Source organism: Streptomyces sp. NPDC048612 (assembly GCF_043199295.1).
GTDB lineage: Bacteria > Actinomycetota > Actinomycetes > Streptomycetales > Streptomycetaceae > Streptomyces.
In genome coordinates, this window is record NZ_JBICVV010000005.1 from 271,937 (window position 1) to 287,301 (window position 15,365).

At 72.5% G+C, this 15,365-nt stretch carries 13 protein-coding genes; 10 read left to right on the forward strand and 3 right to left on the reverse strand.

Annotated features, from left to right (window positions below):
• Positions 1-82 precede the first annotated feature (82 nt).
• The 3 genes from ACGFN2_RS11380 to ACGFN2_RS11390 all read left to right on the forward strand — a co-directional run bounded on the left by ACGFN2_RS11380 (position 83) and on the right by ACGFN2_RS11390 (position 2,572).
• Positions 83-1,144 carry an HpcH/HpaI aldolase/citrate lyase family protein gene (locus tag ACGFN2_RS11380; RefSeq protein ID WP_393359349.1) on the forward strand — a complete coding sequence of 354 codons (1,062 nt, stop codon included), beginning with the start codon at positions 83-85 and terminating at the stop codon, positions 1,142-1,144.
• A gap of 5 nt (positions 1,145-1,149) precedes the next feature.
• Positions 1,150-2,022 (forward strand): CoA ester lyase, encoded by an 873-nt coding sequence (locus ACGFN2_RS11385; RefSeq protein ID WP_362609040.1) that lies wholly within the window; start codon positions 1,150-1,152, stop codon positions 2,020-2,022.
• A gap of 178 nt (positions 2,023-2,200) precedes the next feature.
• Positions 2,201-2,572, forward strand: a complete 372-nt coding sequence (locus ACGFN2_RS11390; protein WP_362609042.1) for a hypothetical protein — start codon at positions 2,201-2,203, stop codon at positions 2,570-2,572.
• Between the two features lie 88 nt (positions 2,573-2,660).
• Here ACGFN2_RS11390 and ACGFN2_RS11395 read toward each other — a convergent pair whose 3' ends face one another.
• Together ACGFN2_RS11395 and ACGFN2_RS11400 are read right to left on the reverse strand one after the other, a co-directional pair.
• Positions 2,661-3,065, reverse strand: coding sequence for a hypothetical protein (locus ACGFN2_RS11395; protein WP_362609076.1), 405 nt, complete (start codon positions 3,063-3,065; stop codon positions 2,661-2,663).
• 160 nt (positions 3,066-3,225) lie between these two features.
• Entirely contained in the window at positions 3,226-4,509 is a 1,284-nt protein-coding gene (locus ACGFN2_RS11400; RefSeq protein ID WP_362609044.1) for a PAS domain-containing protein, read from the reverse strand.
• A 334-nt stretch (positions 4,510-4,843) separates the two neighbouring features.
• Between ACGFN2_RS11400 and ACGFN2_RS11405 the strand changes: the two genes are divergently transcribed.
• From ACGFN2_RS11405 to ACGFN2_RS11420, 4 genes are read left to right on the forward strand one after another with little or no spacing between them, the layout of a single operon-like run.
• On the forward strand, positions 4,844-6,217 hold the full coding sequence (locus tag ACGFN2_RS11405; RefSeq protein ID WP_362609046.1) for an ATP-grasp domain-containing protein: 1,374 nt from the start codon (positions 4,844-4,846) through the stop codon (positions 6,215-6,217).
• Positions 6,214-8,229 carry a PEP/pyruvate-binding domain-containing protein gene (locus ACGFN2_RS11410; RefSeq protein WP_393359352.1) on the forward strand — a complete coding sequence of 672 codons (2,016 nt, stop codon included), beginning with the start codon at positions 6,214-6,216 and terminating at the stop codon, positions 8,227-8,229. Before ACGFN2_RS11405 ends, ACGFN2_RS11410 begins: the two co-directional genes overlap by 4 nt.
• Positions 8,226-9,557, forward strand: a complete 1,332-nt coding sequence (locus ACGFN2_RS11415; RefSeq protein WP_393359354.1) for an MFS transporter — start codon at positions 8,226-8,228, stop codon at positions 9,555-9,557. Before ACGFN2_RS11410 ends, ACGFN2_RS11415 begins: the two co-directional genes overlap by 4 nt.
• A gap of 22 nt (positions 9,558-9,579) precedes the next feature.
• Positions 9,580-10,389 carry a class I SAM-dependent methyltransferase gene (locus ACGFN2_RS11420; RefSeq protein WP_393359356.1) on the forward strand — a complete coding sequence of 270 codons (810 nt, stop codon included), beginning with the start codon at positions 9,580-9,582 and terminating at the stop codon, positions 10,387-10,389.
• A gap of 30 nt (positions 10,390-10,419) precedes the next feature.
• Here ACGFN2_RS11420 and ACGFN2_RS11425 read toward each other — a convergent pair whose 3' ends face one another.
• Positions 10,420-11,574 carry an agmatine deiminase family protein gene (locus tag ACGFN2_RS11425; RefSeq protein WP_393359358.1) on the reverse strand — a complete coding sequence of 385 codons (1,155 nt, stop codon included), beginning with the start codon at positions 11,572-11,574 and terminating at the stop codon, positions 10,420-10,422.
• Between the two features lie 93 nt (positions 11,575-11,667).
• On the opposite strand from ACGFN2_RS11425, the gene ACGFN2_RS11430 reads away from it, so the two are divergent.
• The 3 genes from ACGFN2_RS11430 to ACGFN2_RS11440 all read left to right on the forward strand — a co-directional run bounded on the left by ACGFN2_RS11430 (position 11,668) and on the right by ACGFN2_RS11440 (position 15,357).
• Positions 11,668-12,243, forward strand: a complete 576-nt coding sequence (locus tag ACGFN2_RS11430) for a TetR/AcrR family transcriptional regulator (protein ID WP_393359360.1) — start codon at positions 11,668-11,670, stop codon at positions 12,241-12,243.
• A gap of 411 nt (positions 12,244-12,654) precedes the next feature.
• The gene (locus ACGFN2_RS11435) at positions 12,655-13,956 is read left to right on the forward strand and encodes an MFS transporter (protein WP_393359362.1); all 1,302 of its coding nucleotides are present in this window, start codon (positions 12,655-12,657) and stop codon (positions 13,954-13,956) included.
• Between the two features lie 105 nt (positions 13,957-14,061).
• Positions 14,062-15,357, forward strand: coding sequence for a non-ribosomal peptide synthetase (locus tag ACGFN2_RS11440; RefSeq protein WP_393359364.1), 1,296 nt, complete (start codon positions 14,062-14,064; stop codon positions 15,355-15,357).
• The last annotated feature ends 8 nt before the right edge of the window (positions 15,358-15,365 follow it).

Below are 15,365 nucleotides of genomic sequence, written 5' to 3' on the forward strand. Positions count from 1 at the left end.
GGTCGGGCCTAGAGTGAGGCCCGCAAGGGCGCCGCCGGGCACCGGCGGCTGCCCGCCCCTCCGAGCCGACCAGGGAGACTGCATGCGTTCTCCGAAGGACTTCTTCCGCCCGCTGGCAGTCGGGGCGCCCACACCGGTACGCGAGGTACCGTTCCGGCCGTCCCGCATGATCCACTTCTTCGACCCGGGCAACGAGAAGATGGCCGCCAAGGTGCCGTCCATCGCCCCCACCGTGGACGTGCTGCTGGGCAACCTGGAGGACGCGGTCGCCGCCGACCGCAAGGAAGCCGCCAGGTCGGGCCTGGTGAAGATCGCCAAGTCCACGGACTTCGGGGACACCCAGCTGTGGACCCGGATCAACAGCCTGGACTCGCCGTGGGCGCTGGACGATCTGCTGACGCTGGTCGCCGAGATCGGCGACAAGCTGGACGTGATCATGGTGCCGAAGGTCGAGGGCGCCGAGGACATCCACTACGTCGACCGGCTGCTCGCCCAGCTGGAGGCGAAGGCGCAGGTACGGCGGCCGATCCTGGTGCACGCGATCCTGGAGACCGCGACCGGTGTCGCCAATGTCGAGGAGATCGCCGGGGCCAGCCCCCGGATGCAGGGCCTCTCGCTCGGCCCCGCCGACCTGGCCGCCAGCCGCCGGATGAAGACCACCCGGGTCGGCGGCGGCCACCCCGGATACCTGGTCCGGGAGGACCCGCACGGCGCGGACGGCACCGCCCCGCGGGCCACCTTCCAGCAGGACCTGTGGCACTACACCCTGGCGCGCATGGTCGACGCCTGCGCGGCGCACGGCATCCTGCCGTACTACGGGCCGTTCGGTGACATCAAGGACACCACCGCCTGCGAGGACCAGTTCCGCAACGCCTTCCTGCTGGGCTGTGTCGGTGCCTGGAGCCTGCACCCGGTGCAGATCGGCATCGCCAAGAAGGTCTTCTCGCCCGCTCCCTCCGACGTCGCCTGGGCCCGCCGGGTCATCGAGGCGATGGGCGACGGCACCGGCGCGGTGATGATCGACGGCAAGATGCAGGACGACGCCACGTACAAGCAGTGCCAGGTGGTCGCCGAACTCGCCGACGCCCTCGCCGCCCGCGACCCCGAGCTGCGCGACGCCTACGCCGCGGCCGAGAAGGAGTAACACCCGTGTCCGACGCGATCCTGCGACCGCGCCGCTCCGTGCTCTACATGCCCGGTGCCAACGAACGCGCCCTGGAAAAGGCCAAGTCCCTGCCCGCCGACGCGCTGATCCTCGACCTGGAGGACGCCGTCGCCCCCGACGCGAAGGCCGACGCCCGCAAGCGGGTCGCGGCCGCCGCGGCCTCCGGGGAGTACGGCTACCGGGAGGTGACGATCCGGGTCAACGGCCCGGGCACCGCCTGGCACGCCGACGACCTCCGGGCCGCCGCCGAGGCCGGTCCGGACGCGGTGGTGGTCCCCAAGGTGGACTCCGCCGACACCGTGCGGGAGGTCGAGCGCGCACTGGAGGCCGCCGGCGCCCCGGACCGTACGGCCATCTGGGCCATGGTCGAGACCCCGCGCGCGATGCTGGACGCCCGTGCGGTCGCCGCCGCCAGCGAGCGCCTCACCGTGCTGGTGATGGGCACCAACGACCTGGCCAAGGAGCTGCACGCCGAGCATGTGCCGGGCCGGGCCCCGCTGTTGACCGGGCTGTCGCTGGCGCTGCTGGCGGCCCGGGAGAGCGGCAAGGTGATTCTGGACGGCGTCTACAACGACGTGAAGAACGCCGAGGGCTTCGAGGCCGAGTGTGTGCAGGGCCGGCAGTTCGGGTTCGACGGGAAGACGCTCATCCACCCGTCGCAGGTCGAACCGTGCAACCGGGCCTTCGCCCCGTCCGCCGACCAGGTCGCCCACGCGCGGAAGGTCATCGACGCGTTCGACGAGGCCACCCGCGAGGGGCGCGGCGTGGTCACCGTCGACGGCCGGATGATCGAGAACCTGCATGTCGAGGACGCCCGCCGCATCCTCGCCGTCGCCGAGGCGATCGCCGGACGCTGAGAGGGGTCACCCGCTCCCGCGGACGGCCGTCATGGCGGCGCGGCGCCAGGGCCGTCACGGTGATTCCCATAATCGGACAGGGTGAATACGCGGGACCGGCCGTTGCTCAAGCTTGGTGATGCCGGGCATCCGGGATAGCAAGATCCCCGGGTACCAACCTTGAGCGCGGGAGCACACTGTGAAGAAATCGGCACGCGTCAATGTCGTGATGGCAGGAGCCTGCGGTCTGCTCCTGGCCGCCGGTACGGTCTCGCCCACCGTGGCGTGGGCGGCGCCGTCCGGCGGCGACGGGGTCTCCAACAGCGATACCGTCGCCCGCTTCGACGCCCGGTTCCGCTGCGCGCACCGGGCCCGGTTCTGCATCAACGGGCCGGTGCTCAGCGGAAACCCCAGGAGATCGCAGAACGTTCATGTCTCCGGCGGCACCATCAGCAACAGCGGTAGCCCGACCAACACCAACGCCAACACCAACGACGACACCGGTGGCACGACCGGCACGGCGACGAAGTCCGGCAACAACGAGCAGCACATCCATCACCACCGCGACTGAGCCGGTGTGTGCGTCGGACGGTGCGTGCGGCGGCCCGCTCCGGTCCCGGGTGTTCCGGGGCCGGAGCGGGCCGTGGCCGCGGCGCGGATCAGTGGCGGAAGAGGCCGCCGAGTCCGAGGACGCGCTGGATGTTGTTGCCGCTGCCCGTCGACGCACCGGTGACCGCGTTGGCGCCGTTGGTGGTGCCGTTGGTGTTGGACAGGTTCCCGCTGTTGTTCGGGTTTCCGTGGTTGATGAAGTTTCCGCTGTGCAGGCTGTTGCCGCTGTTCACCGGCCCGTTCACACAGGCGTGGGGGGAGGCCAACACCGGTGACCTGTAGTGGACTTGGCCCAGCCGGTTGTTGCAGACCACCCCGTTGACCATGCCGGTCACGGTGCCCACGTCGGCGTTCGCCACCGTGGAGAGCAGAGAGTCCGGGATGGTCACCGCCTGGGCGGTACCGCCGCCGAGGAGCACCAGCCCGCACGTCCCGATGACCGTTCCCGCCTGCATGAATCTTCTCACGACGCTCCTCGCCTCTTCATCCTTCTGATGCCAGACGTATCGTGCTGCCGCGGTCGGCCCGCACCGGCGTTCAACCCGCGGTGAGCAAACCCCCGGCGGCCACAATCAGCCGGGTGGCCCACAGCCGGAGCAGGACCGCGGCGGCCCGTCAGGTGACGCTGTGCGGATGGCAGGCGGTGGCCGAGCGCGGCGGCCAGGCCTGGGGGGCGAGGATGCCCAGCACGTAGGCGCGCGCGACCAGGGCGGGGCGAGTCGGGGCGTCCAGGAGGTCGCGCAGACGGCTGAGGTGGTAGTCGACGGTCTGCCGGGAGAGGTGCAGGGAGGTGGCGATCTCCGCGTTGCTGCGCCCGGCGGCCAGCAGGGACAGGATGCGGACCTGGGTCGCCGTCAGCGGCGGATGGGGTTCGTGGGCGAGGCTCTGGTGGGTGACGACCGCCCAGACGCTGGTGGCGCGGTCCGCGCTGCGGCCCACCGTCGTCAGATGCAGCCGGGCACGGCGCTGCCGGCCGCGGGCGTCCATGAGCAGGACGGTGGTCTGGATGCGCCGGCTGCGGCGGGCTATCAGATCGAGCCAGCTACGGTGCAGTCCCGGTAATTCCGGGGCCGGGCCGAGCAGGGTGTGGGCGCGGCGGCCGACGAGGTCGGAGAGCCGGGTCTGCAGGAGTTCGGCGGCCGCGGCGCTGGCCTGCTGAATGCGCCCGCCCGCGGAGATCAGGGCGCACGGCAGTCCGCTGTGGTCGCGCAGCGCGTGCAGGCTCTCCTCGGCCTCACGGCGCTGGCGCAGCGCGCGGGTGTAGTCGCTGATGTCGATGTAGATGCCCGCCACACAGGTCTGGCCGGCCTCCCGGACGGGGAAGCGATGGCCGACCGCCTGCCCGCCGGTGCCGTCGAGGCGGTGGTAGGTGAGGGTGTGCCGGACCGGTTTGCCGCGGTCGAGCACCTCCCGGTCCAGGCCCAGCACCTGCGTCGCGTCGACCGGGCCGTCGATGTCGGTGACGTCCTTGCCGATGATGTGCTCCGGTGTGGTGCCGTACAGGTGGGCGTAGGCGTGATTCGCCCAGAGGTAGCGTCCGGCCGCGTCCCGGATGAACGCCGCGGCGGGGGCGAGGTCGGCGAAGGCGTCGTAGCGGCGGGGCGCGGCCGTACGGGGGCCGACCTCCACCGCCAGTCCACGGGAGCGGCCCTGCCGGGGGACCCCGAGGGGCCAGTTCACATCGAAGACACGACCGTCGAACTGCGCCTGCCAATGGCTGGTTTCGGGTGCCGCGGCCGGTCCGGCGAGTTCCTGGCGCACGGTGTCGAGGAACCGCTGGGCCGTCACCGTGTCGTCGAAGGCACCACCGCCGCTGTCGATCACGCGTAGCTCACGGTCGGCCTCCCACCAGGACACCGGAAGGTGTTCGAGCAGCGACTTCAGACTGGTCTCGTCCACGACGGGCCCCTTAGTGGTGAGGAGTTCAACGGGTTTCGGACGGCGCGCCCTCGCCATGCGTATCCCCCGGGGGCGGCCGGCATGCCCGGTTCTCGGCCGATCTGGCGACATCCGTGCACCCTGGCACAGATTCGCCATACGGCATCACAGAACCTTCACAGCGGAATGACCGTATCCACAACTCTGGCATTTGCCTGAGCGGATGCGGCCCGATGAGGGGAACGGTGGGCGGCACGGCTGCTTCGCTTGAGGGACGGCGTTCGGATCGATCCCCGGGGGGCCGGGCGTTGTCAGCCGTTCCGAGGGTTCCCATATGAAAAGGAGTCGGTTTCCAGTGAGCAAGGTGCTGTTCGTGTATGCCAAGGGTGGTCCGCCCTTGGGGTATGCCCTGTCACGGGTCGCCGCACGGTCGGCAGTGCACCTGCTGGCCCTCAGCGCGCTCCCTCCCACCGTGGCCACGTCCGTGGACCGGCTGTGCGCCTCGGTGCTGAGTCCCGCCGAGTCCGAACGCCGCGACCTGGTGTCCCTAATCGTCTCCCGGGCCCAGGCGGTGGGCGCGGACGCGGTCGTCACCTTCTCCGAGTACGCGGTCGTCGCGGTCGCGGAGGCCTGCGAGAAGCTGGGCCTCGCCGGGGCGGGCGGCAACTGCGCCCTGGCCCGCGACAAACGGATGATGCGCCGCACCTGGCAGGAACAGGGCATATCCCAGCCCCGGTTCCGCCCGGTCGCCACCGAGCGGGATCTGCACGACGCGGCCGCCGCGCTCCGCTTCCCCCTGCTGCTGAAGGCCGCCTGGAGCGCCGGCTCCACCGCGCACCGCACCCTGCGCTCCGCCGAGGACGTGCCGGCGGCCTGGGAACGGGCGCGGGAGGTGATGGCGGAGTCCGCGCAGCTGGGGTACGCCGAGCTGCATGTGGCCGACGCCGGGGCGGACTTCCTCGTCGAGGAGATCGTGCCGGGCACCGCCACGGACTGGTTCGCCCAGGAGGGCTGGGGCGACTACGTCAGCGTCGAGGGCGTCGTCGTGAACGGCGGCTTCCGTCCGGTCTGCCTCAGCGGGCGGATGCCGACGGTCGAGCCGTTCACCGAACGCGCGGGCATCACCCCGGCGGCGCTGCCGCCCGAGGCCGAGCGGCGCATCGTGGCCCTCGCACACGAGGCCGTCGATGCGCTGGGGCTGCAGAACTGCGGTACCCACACCGAGATCAAGCTGGGTGCCGACGGGCAGATGTGGGTGATCGAGACCGCCGCCCGGTTCGGCGGGGCGATGACCGTCCCGCAGATCGAGGAGGTCTTCGGACTGGATCTGATCGGTATGCTCACCGACCATCTGCTGGGGCGTCAGGTCACCTGGCCCGACGCGGTGCGCACCCCGCAGGAAGCGCACGGCGCGGCCGGTTCGCTGGTCGTGCTGGCCGTCGACGGTGCCGGTGAGGCCTGGCCGGACCAGCGGCTCTGGGACTTCCCGACGGTGCGGAACGCGGTGCCGCTCAGCGCCGGCAGCCATCTGTCCGTGGTCGCCGAGAACTCGCTCCCGGACGGGACGCCGGTACCGGTGTACGACCCGGCCGCGGGCGCCAACACCATGGCGGCGCTGTGCCTGCTGTCCGCGATCGACCCGGAGACCGTGATCCGCGACTTCCGGACGCTGGTGGAGGCCCTGCCCGGTGTCCTTCCCACGGCAGGCACCACGGAGGTGCGCTCATGACCACCACCGCCGTTCTGCCCTCCGGTGCCCCGGGGCCCGTCGTCGACCGCACCGTGATCGGGGAGAACCTCTCCCTGCCGCTCTTCCGCACCCTCTCCGGTGTCCTGGCCGGTCACCCGTACCTCAAGGTCGTGGTGGACCGGGCCGAGGACACCTGGCACCTGCTCGACACCGCCGTCCACCCCTTCCACGTCAACTACATCGCCACCCGCGTCCTGGGGATGGACCTGGAGGAGCTGGACTCCGGGCTGGACGCCTTCAACTCCTCGGTCTACATGGACCCGGAGCGCCGCTTCCTGCTGGGTGTGCTCTCCCTGCACACCGATGAGGACGCCGAGGGCCGGGACCGGCCGTTCCTCGTGATGGAGACCACTGAGGCCGACACCATGCACGGGCCGCTGCTGGAGGAGTTCTACACCTTCGTCCGGCACCGGGTCGACGGCCGCCTGCCGCTGCTGCTGAAGCCCGCGAACCACGGGCAGGAGCACGAACTCGCCGCGATCAGCGACGTACGGGTGCCGCGCATCCTCGGCCATCAGCTCTTCGGCAACCGCACCCGCACCCCGCTCAACCCGGGGGAGGCCGTCGGCCGGCTCCGCTACTTCCGGACCCTGGAGGAGTACGCGGCCGCGGCCGACGGGCTCGGCTGGTCCGACATCGTGGCCATGCCGTGTCTGCCGGACGACGTGCCGCGGGTGGCCGGCTTCCTCAACACCTCGCCGGGCACGCCGCTCTCGCACACCAATGTGCTGGCCTCCGGGTGGGGCATCCCCAACGCGATCGTCCGCGATCTGGAGCGCATGGTCGACGTGGACGTCCTCGACGGCGCCTGGGTCCGCTACCGGGTCGAGGACGACGAGATCACGCTGGTGCCGCTGCCCCATGCCCCGGCGCTGGACGCCCCGGCCTGGCACCAGCAGCGCATCCGGATGGAGCCGCCGCTGCTGGAGGACGTGCCCGCGCTGTGGCTGCACCGGCTGCGCCGCTCCGACCGGGACCGGTACGGGACCAAGGCCGCCAACCTCGGCGAGCTCCATCACGTCCTGGACAGCCGCTCCGCCGACCTCACCGCCTTCTACGGGCAGCCGCGTCCGCCCCGCGCCGACCTCTACGGCCACCTCGCGGCCCGGCTCGGCACCAAGGACGCGACGGGCGCGGAACTGCGGTCCCTGGCGGCCGACTTCGTGGCCGGGGTGATCGCGGCCCCCAGCGGGATCGCCCTTCCGTTCGCCCTGCAGCACCGCTTCCTGACGTCCTCGCCGGCCGTGCAACAGGGTCTCGGCAAGCTCAAGATGGCGCTCGAACTCGACGCCGTCGACGCGCTGGACGCGGTCTGTCTGCATCTTCAGCAGCTGATCCGCAACACCCCGATGCCCGAGGACGTCTCCCGCCAGATCACCTCGGCGCTGCCCGGCGGCCCGGACACCCGCAACCGGCTCGTGGTGCGCTCCTCCTCCAACGCCGAGGACCTGCCAGGGTTCTCCGCGGCCGGGGTCTACGACTCGATCACCACGGTCCACGGCGCGGACGAACTCCTCGACGCGGTGCGCCAGGTGTGGGCCTCGCTGCTGTCGCCGCGCAGTGTCCGGCTGCGGCACCAGGCGGGCATCTCCCTCGACGACACCTACATGGGCGTGATCATCCAGGAGTACGTGCCCGCCGACCTCGGCGGTGTCCTGGTGACCTGCAACCCGACCCGGCGCGAGGACTTCCGCAACGTCTACCTCAACTGCTCCCCCGGCTCGCCCGAGACGGTCGTCGACGGCACGACGCTGCCGCTGCAGTACCTGTACAACACCGTGGAGGGCGGCGGCCGTACGGTCGCGCTCGGCTCGTCCGGCCAGGACCTGCCGGTCGGCACCCGGGACAAGCTGGCCCGGCTGGCGCTGACCGGGCGGCTGCTGCAGTCCCACTTCAGCGAGGACGATCTGGACCATCCGCTCGACATCGAATGGCTGATGACCGATCAGGGGGACTTCCGTCTGGTCCAGATCCGCCCCTACGCGCTGTGATCCGCCGGATCACCGGCCCGCTGCGCGCCCGCCGGCTCCGGACCGCGGGCGCGCCCCTGCCCCCACGGGCCCGCCGGATCATCCGGCTGAACAACAGCTTCCAGCTGCTGTTCAACCTGCTGTGGTGGATGCCGGTCTTCTACGCCTACCAGCGGGAGGCGGGGCTCTCCGACGGGGAGATCTTCGGCATCCAGAGCATCTACTACGTCGCGTTCTGCCTCTTCGAGATCCCGACCGGGATGGTGGCCGACCGGATCGGTGCCCGCAACTGTCTGCGGGCCGGAGCCGTCGTGATGACAGCGGCGAACCTGGCACCGGTCGTCGCGCCCAGCTACACCGGGTTTCTGGTGCACTTCCTGGCCATCGCCGCCGGCCGCTCGCTGACCTCCGGCGCCGCCAGCGCCTATCTCTACGACGGCCTGGAGGCCGAGGGCGCGGGCGAGCACTACCTGAAGGCCGAGGGGCAGGCGCGGGCGCTGGGGCTGGCCGCGAAGGTGCTGTGCTGGCCGCTGGTCGGTCCGCTGATGGCGCTCGCGCATGCCACGCCGTATGTGCTGAGTGCGGCGAGCGCGGCGGGCTCGCTGGTCTGTGCCGTGGTGCTGCCGCGGCAGGCCACGGCCCGGAACAGCGGCCCCGGGGGCGCCGGGAAGGGGTCGCGCGGTGGGCCGGTGTTCCTGCGCGACGCCGTCTCGGCGCTGCGCTGGGTGTGGGCCACGCCGTGGCTCGCACTGCTCATGGTGCAGGGCGTCGCGGTGTTCACGCTGTCCCGTATCTGCCAGGTCAACCTCTTCCAGCCGGTGCTGCTGGACCACGGCATCCCGGAAGGCTCGCACGGCGGGGTGCTGGCCGCGATGACCGTCGCGGAGGCGGTGGCGTCGGCCCGTCCGCAGTGGCTCGGGTCGCGGCTGTCGCCGGTGGCCTGGGTGTCGCTGCTCAGTCTGGCGATGGCGGGCACCCTGGCGGGCAGCACGCTGGGCGGGCCGTGGACCGTGATCGCCCTGCTGTGCCTGTTCGCCGCGGTCACCGGTTTCGCCTATCCGCTCCAGCGCAAGCTGGTCAACGACGCCATCCCGGCGGGGGCGCCGCGGGCCACCCTGCTGTCCGTCGAGAGCATCGTGGACCGGGGGGTGTGCGCGCTGGCGGCGGTGGCGGCGGGTGCCTATCTCTCGGCGGGCCGGCTGGACGCGCTGCTGTGGCACAGCGCGCTGGCCACCGGTGTCGTGATGGTGGTCCTGCAGCTGGTCCTGCGGCGTACGCCGGGCCGGCGCCGGAAGCCGCCCGCGGCGGAGCCGGCCACGGAGCTGGTCACCACAGCAGGAAACCCCTGAGCGCCACCGTCATACTGGGGGCGTGCGGGATACCGAAGCCGGGCGCTACGGCGAAGGCCTGTTCCGCCCGGAGGAGACCGGCGAGGCCGGCCGTATCGATCTGGGCGCGCTCGCCTATGACGAGGTGAGCGCGGCCCGGCTGTCGGCGCTGGGTGCCGGGCCCGGGTGGCACTGCCTGGACGTGGGCGCGGGCACCGGCACCCTCGCGCGGTGGCTGCTGGAGTCGGCCGGTGTCACGGCGGTCCTCGCGGTCGACCGTGACACCCGGTCCCTGGACACCGCCCGGACGCCGGGGCTGTCGACGCTGACCGCCGACGTCACCGCGCCGGACTTCGATCCCGGCCGGTTCCAGCTGGTGCACGCGCGGTTCGTACTGATGCATCTGCGCGCGTGGCGCCGCATGATCGCGAAGCTGGCCTCGCTGGTGGCGCCCGGCGGGGTGCTGGTGCTCAGCGACGCCGTGGACCTGACGAGCGCCGGGGCGCCCGCCACCCCGTACACCACGGTCATGCGGGCGATGTGGCAGGGCCTCCGGGATTCGATCGGTACGGACATCTCCTGGGTGCCGGACTACCCGTATCTGCTGCGGGAGGAGGGCCTGCACCGGGTGGCTGCCGAGATCCATGTCCCCCCGTTGGTGCCCGGCGGTCCGCTCAGCCGCTTCTGGGACGAGACCTGGGACCGGGCCCGGGGCGCCATGCTGGCGACGGGGCAGGTGGACGAGGCGCGGATCGAACGGGCCCGGCGGGCGCTGGCGTCGGACGAGTGCGCCGGTCTCTCCCCCGGGATGCTCACCGCGTGGGGCTGGCGGACCGAGGAGGGCCGTCCGTGACGGTGTGCCACCGCCGGACGGCCCGCCCGGTCAGCCGGTGGCGTGCGGCCGGGCGGCCTTGGGGAGTTGCTGGGTGGAGCAGTGGATTCCGCCGCCGCCCTCGCCGATGTTGTCGACCGGCACCGGCACGATCTTCCGCCCCGGGTACTGCTCCCGCAGGACGGCCGCCGCCCTGCTGTCGGCCTTCCGGTCGCCGAAGCGGGGCATGATGACCGCGCCGTTGGCCACGTAGTAGTTGACGTAGCAGGCCAGGAAGTCCTTCCCGCGGCGTCCGAGGTCGGCGGGCTCGGGCAGGTCGACGATCTCCAGCCGCTTCCCGCGGGCGTCGACGGCCCGCTCCAGGACCTCACGCGCCTGTTCGTAGGCGGCGGTGAAGGGGGTGCGGGGCGCGTGCGCCGCGGGGGTGCTGAGGACCACGACGCCGGGTGCGGAGAACCGTGCCAGCGCGTCGATGTGATAGTCCGTGATGTCCTTGCCCTTGACGCCCTTGACCCAGATCACCTTCGTGGCGCCGAAGGTGTCCTGGAGCGCCCGCTCCAGGTCCTCGCGGGAGCTGCCGGGGTTGCGGTTGTCGTTGACCAGGGAGCTCTCGGCCACCATCAGCGTTCCCCGGCCGTCGCCCTCCAGCGCACCGCCCTCGCTGACGAACGGGGCCTTGATCCTGGGGAGACGGGCGTCGGACAGGACCGCGCGGGCGACCAGGCGGTCGCGGCCGTGTTCCTGTTTGCCGCCCCAGCCGTTGAAGTTGAGGTCCACTCCGGCGACGCCGTCGGGGCCGTGCACGAAGACCGGCCCGGTGTCCCGCATCCACAGGTCGTCCACCGGGACCGGCACGACCTCCACCCCGGAACCGCACGCCCGCTGCGCCGCCTTCGCGTCCCGTTCCCCGGCCAGCAGCAGGACCGGTTCGAACTCCGCGACGGTCCGGGCGAGCCGGGCGATGTCGGCCCGTACTCCGGCGGTGTCCGGCCCCCAGATCCGCCGGCCGGGCCAGGACAGGTAGGTCGCCTCGTGCGGATGTGCCTCGTCGGGCAGCCGCCATCCGCCGGCGGGCCGGGCCGCCGCGGGGACAGCGCCGGCCCCTTGTGACGTCCGGTCGCCGTCCGGGGTGCCGCAGGCGCTCAGGGCTCCCCCGAGGGCGGCGACGGCGGCCGTCCGCAGTGTCTGACGTCGGGATATATCCATGATCAGCTCCCTGACTGAAAATTCGGTCAGGACGATGTTAGGGCATGATCAGGGTCGAGCCACCTTGATTTCCTCGGACAGCGGGAGCACGCGATGCCGGACAGGCCCACCCAGATCCTCGAAGCCGCCGCCCGGCTGATCGCCCGGCGGGGCGTCCGCGGGCTGCGCGTCGAGGAGGTTTCCGCGGAGGCCGCCGTCTCGACCGCGCTGATCTACTACCACTTCAAGGACCGCGCCGGACTGCTGCGCCGCACGCTGGAGTTCATCAGCCGGCGCGCGGTCCGCTACACCGACGCCGCGCTGGACGCCTCCGACGATCCCCGGGTCCAGCTCACCGAGATGCTGCTGCTGGAGATCCAGGACTCCCCCCAGGTCAAGGAGAACAGCGCGGCCTGGGGCGAGTTGCGCGCCACCGCCGTCTTCGACCCGGACCTGCGGGAGCTGCTGTCCGACGCGACCCGGGAGTGGGTGGAGGATCTCGCCGGTCTTCTGCGCCAGGCCCAGGAGGCCGTTCCGGGCGAGGCCGGGACCGACCCGTACGCGGCGGCCGAGCGGCTCACCGCGCTGGTCGAGGGCCTGAGCGAACGCTGGCTGAGCGGCACCACCACGCTGGAGCGGGCCCACGAACTGCTCCGCGGCGCCGTCGACACCGAACTCCGGCCCGGCTGACGGGTTTTGCAGGCGCACGGGCGCCCCTGCCACTACGGCGGGGGCGCCCGTCTGTCGTGGGTCAGGAACCCGGGAACCACTCACGGGAGCCGTCCACCGAGGGCGCCGGAAGCGGGCTCCTTCCCGGATGGCATAGCGGATGAACTCAGCGCTTCGGTCAATAAGCGGACATCGACGGCTGTTTTCAGTCGGAGTCCGTCACGTGACGCTCTGCACGTGATCACCCGTTCTCCACCGGCTTCCCCCCTGGCCCACCCCTCCCACCAGGCAAGGCGTCAGGTGGCAACCATCCGGCAGTTGCCCGGATCTGGCGGAGAATTTTCTGCCTTGAGGGGGAAATGGTGAAGAAAGCCGACCGAAAGTGTGCATCTGGTTTTGACCCTGACCGGTCGGTCCGCGATGGTCATTCGCATGCCCGCCATACCCCGACCCGCTGCCGGCGGCCCGCTGCGCCTGCGCGACTTCCGTCTCCTGCTCGCCGGTGCCGCGACCGCGCAGCTCGGCTCCCAGGTCACCCTGGTCGCCCTGCCCCTCGTCGCGGTGCTGGAGCTCAACGCCCCCGCCTTCCAGGTGGGGTTGCTCACGGCCGCGGAGACCGCCGCGTTCCTGCTGGTCGGACTGCCCGCCGGGGCCTGGGTCGACCGGATGCGCAAGCTGCCGCTGATGATCCGGGCCGATGTCGTACGGGCCCTGGCGATGGCGAGCATCCCCCTGGCCGCCGTCGCCGGAGCGCTGACGATGGCACAGCTCTACCTCGTCGCCCTGGTCACCGGGGTGGCGACGGTCTTCTTCGACGTGGCCCACCAGAGCTTCGTGCCGCACCTGCTGCCCAAGGATCAGCTGGTCGCGGGCAACGGGGCGCTGGAGACGATCCGTTCCACGGCGCAGGTGGCCGGTCCCGGGCTCGGCGGCGGTCTCGTCCAGCTGCTCGGCGCCTCCCTGGCCATCGTCGCCGACGCCGTCGGATACGCGCTCTCGGCGCTGTTCCTGCGGGGCATCAGGCAGTCCGAGAGCCGCCCCGAGCGCGTACCGGGTACGTCGCTGCGCCAGGACATCGGTGAGGGCCTGCGGTTCGTGTTCGGGCACCGTCTGCTGCGGGTGATCGCGGTGACGACCGGACTGGCGAACTTCTTCACCGCGACGCTGATGGCCACCCAGACCGTCTTCCTGGTCCGGGTGCTCGGGCTGGCGCCGGGAGTGGTGGGCCTCGTGCTGGCCGCCTCGGCGGTGGGCGGGCTCGCCGGTGCCGTGTGTGCCGGCCGGCTCGCCGCCCGGCTCGGGCAGGCCCGGCTCATCTGGCTGTCCGCCCTGGTCACCGGCCCGTTCGCGCTGCTGTGGCCGCTCTCCGGGCGCGGCGCGGGTGCCGCGCTGTTCGCCCTCGGTTCCGGTGTGGTCTTCTTCGGTGCCGTCGTCTACAACGTCGCGCAGGTGAGCTTCCGTCAGGCGCTCTGCCCGCCCCGGCTGCTCGGCCGGATGAACGCCACCCTGCGCTTCCTGATGTGGGGCACCCTGCCGCTCGGTGCCCTGGCCGGCGGTGCGCTGGCCGACGCGTTCGGCGCCCGTACGGCGCTGGCGTGGTGTGCGGCCGGATTCCTGGTCGTGCCGCTGCCGCTGCTGCTCTCCCCGCTGCGCCGGATGCGCGAGCTGCCGGCCGCCGAGGCGCCCGAGGACCCGGCAGCCACGGACCGGGCCGAGCCCGCGCCCCTCGGCTGACGGCCGGCCGCCGCGTCCGGCGCCGCCCCTCCCCTCCCCCCTTGCACGGCTTTCCCACCCGCATCCCCTCCGGTGATGCGCGTCAGTCCCGACAAAGAGGATCACGTGCTCAGCATCACGAGCCAGTACCTGGCCCGCTTCCGGCAGCTCGACGCCGGTGCCGGCACCCCGGTTCTGCTGCCCGTCACGGGCGCCCAGCGTCGCTTCGCCCTGGTGCGTGCCATGGACCCGGCCGGGCGGCCGGATCTCGTGCCGATGTTCTTCGCCTTCCCGCGCGGCACGGTGGACCCCGTGCGCCTCGCGGCCGCCGCGAACCGGCTCGCCGCCCGGCACCCCGTGCTGCGGGCCCGGCCCACCGTGCTGCGCGGCACCCCGGCTCTCCGTCTGGAGCAGCCGCAGGTCCCGGTGGTCCGGGAGGTGTGCGCGCCCGGTGAGGACGCGGCGGCCGTGCTGCGCCGTGCCCTGACCCGCTGGACGCCGGAGGGGGCGCCGCTGCGGCTGTTCCTGGTGCCGGACGGTCCGGAGGGGACGGAGGAGGTGCTCGCCGTCGTCCTGGACCACAGCGCCTGCGACGGCCAGTCGCTGGCCAGGCTCGTCGCGGAACTCGGCGACGCCTACGAGGAGGGAACCGGTGCCGACGGCCCCTCGCCCGCCGAGGTCGCCGCCGAGCTGGACGCCTACCGGGACGCCGTGCTGCGGCAGCTCGACGCGGAGGAGCGCGCGGGCGCGCCGGAGGCCATGGCGTACTGGGGCGCACGGCTGCGCACGGTGGGCGAACGGGCCCCCGCGGTCCGTCCGGAGCCGCTCTCCCCCGGTGCGCCGCCGAGCGGCTCGGCCACGCTGCGGCTGCCCGCTGCCCCCGACGGAGTGCCCTTCCCCGAGCTGCTGAACGCCTGCCGCGCGGCCGCCGCGGTGCTGTACGGAGCGGGCCATGTGGTGCCGCTCGGCTACCCGTGGGGCGGCCGCCCGGCCGGTGCCGCACCGGTGCTCGGCTGCTTCCTCAACACCGTGGTCTTCCCGGCCGACACCGGTGACCGGCCCACCGCGTCCGCGACGGCCGCGGCCTGGTGGGACGACCTGGACCACGCGGGCACGCCGTTCGACGCCGTGGTGCACGCCGCCCGTGCGGCCGGCTCCGGCTGGCGCGGCGGGCTCGACGGGATGCTGACCGTCGACGACGCCCGCCGTCAGCCGCCGCTGCGCCTGGGCGGGGTGGACGGCCGGGAGATCCATGTCGACGGCCGGGCGGTCCGCGGCCCCTTCGCGGTGTCCGTCACCCAGGGGCCCGAACTGCGGCTGCGCATGGTGTGGGACCGCGCGGTCCTCCCCGACGGCACCGCCGAGAGCGCCTTCTCCGCCCTTGCCGACGCGGTGCGGACACCCGCGCCGACGGCCGGCTGACCCATGCC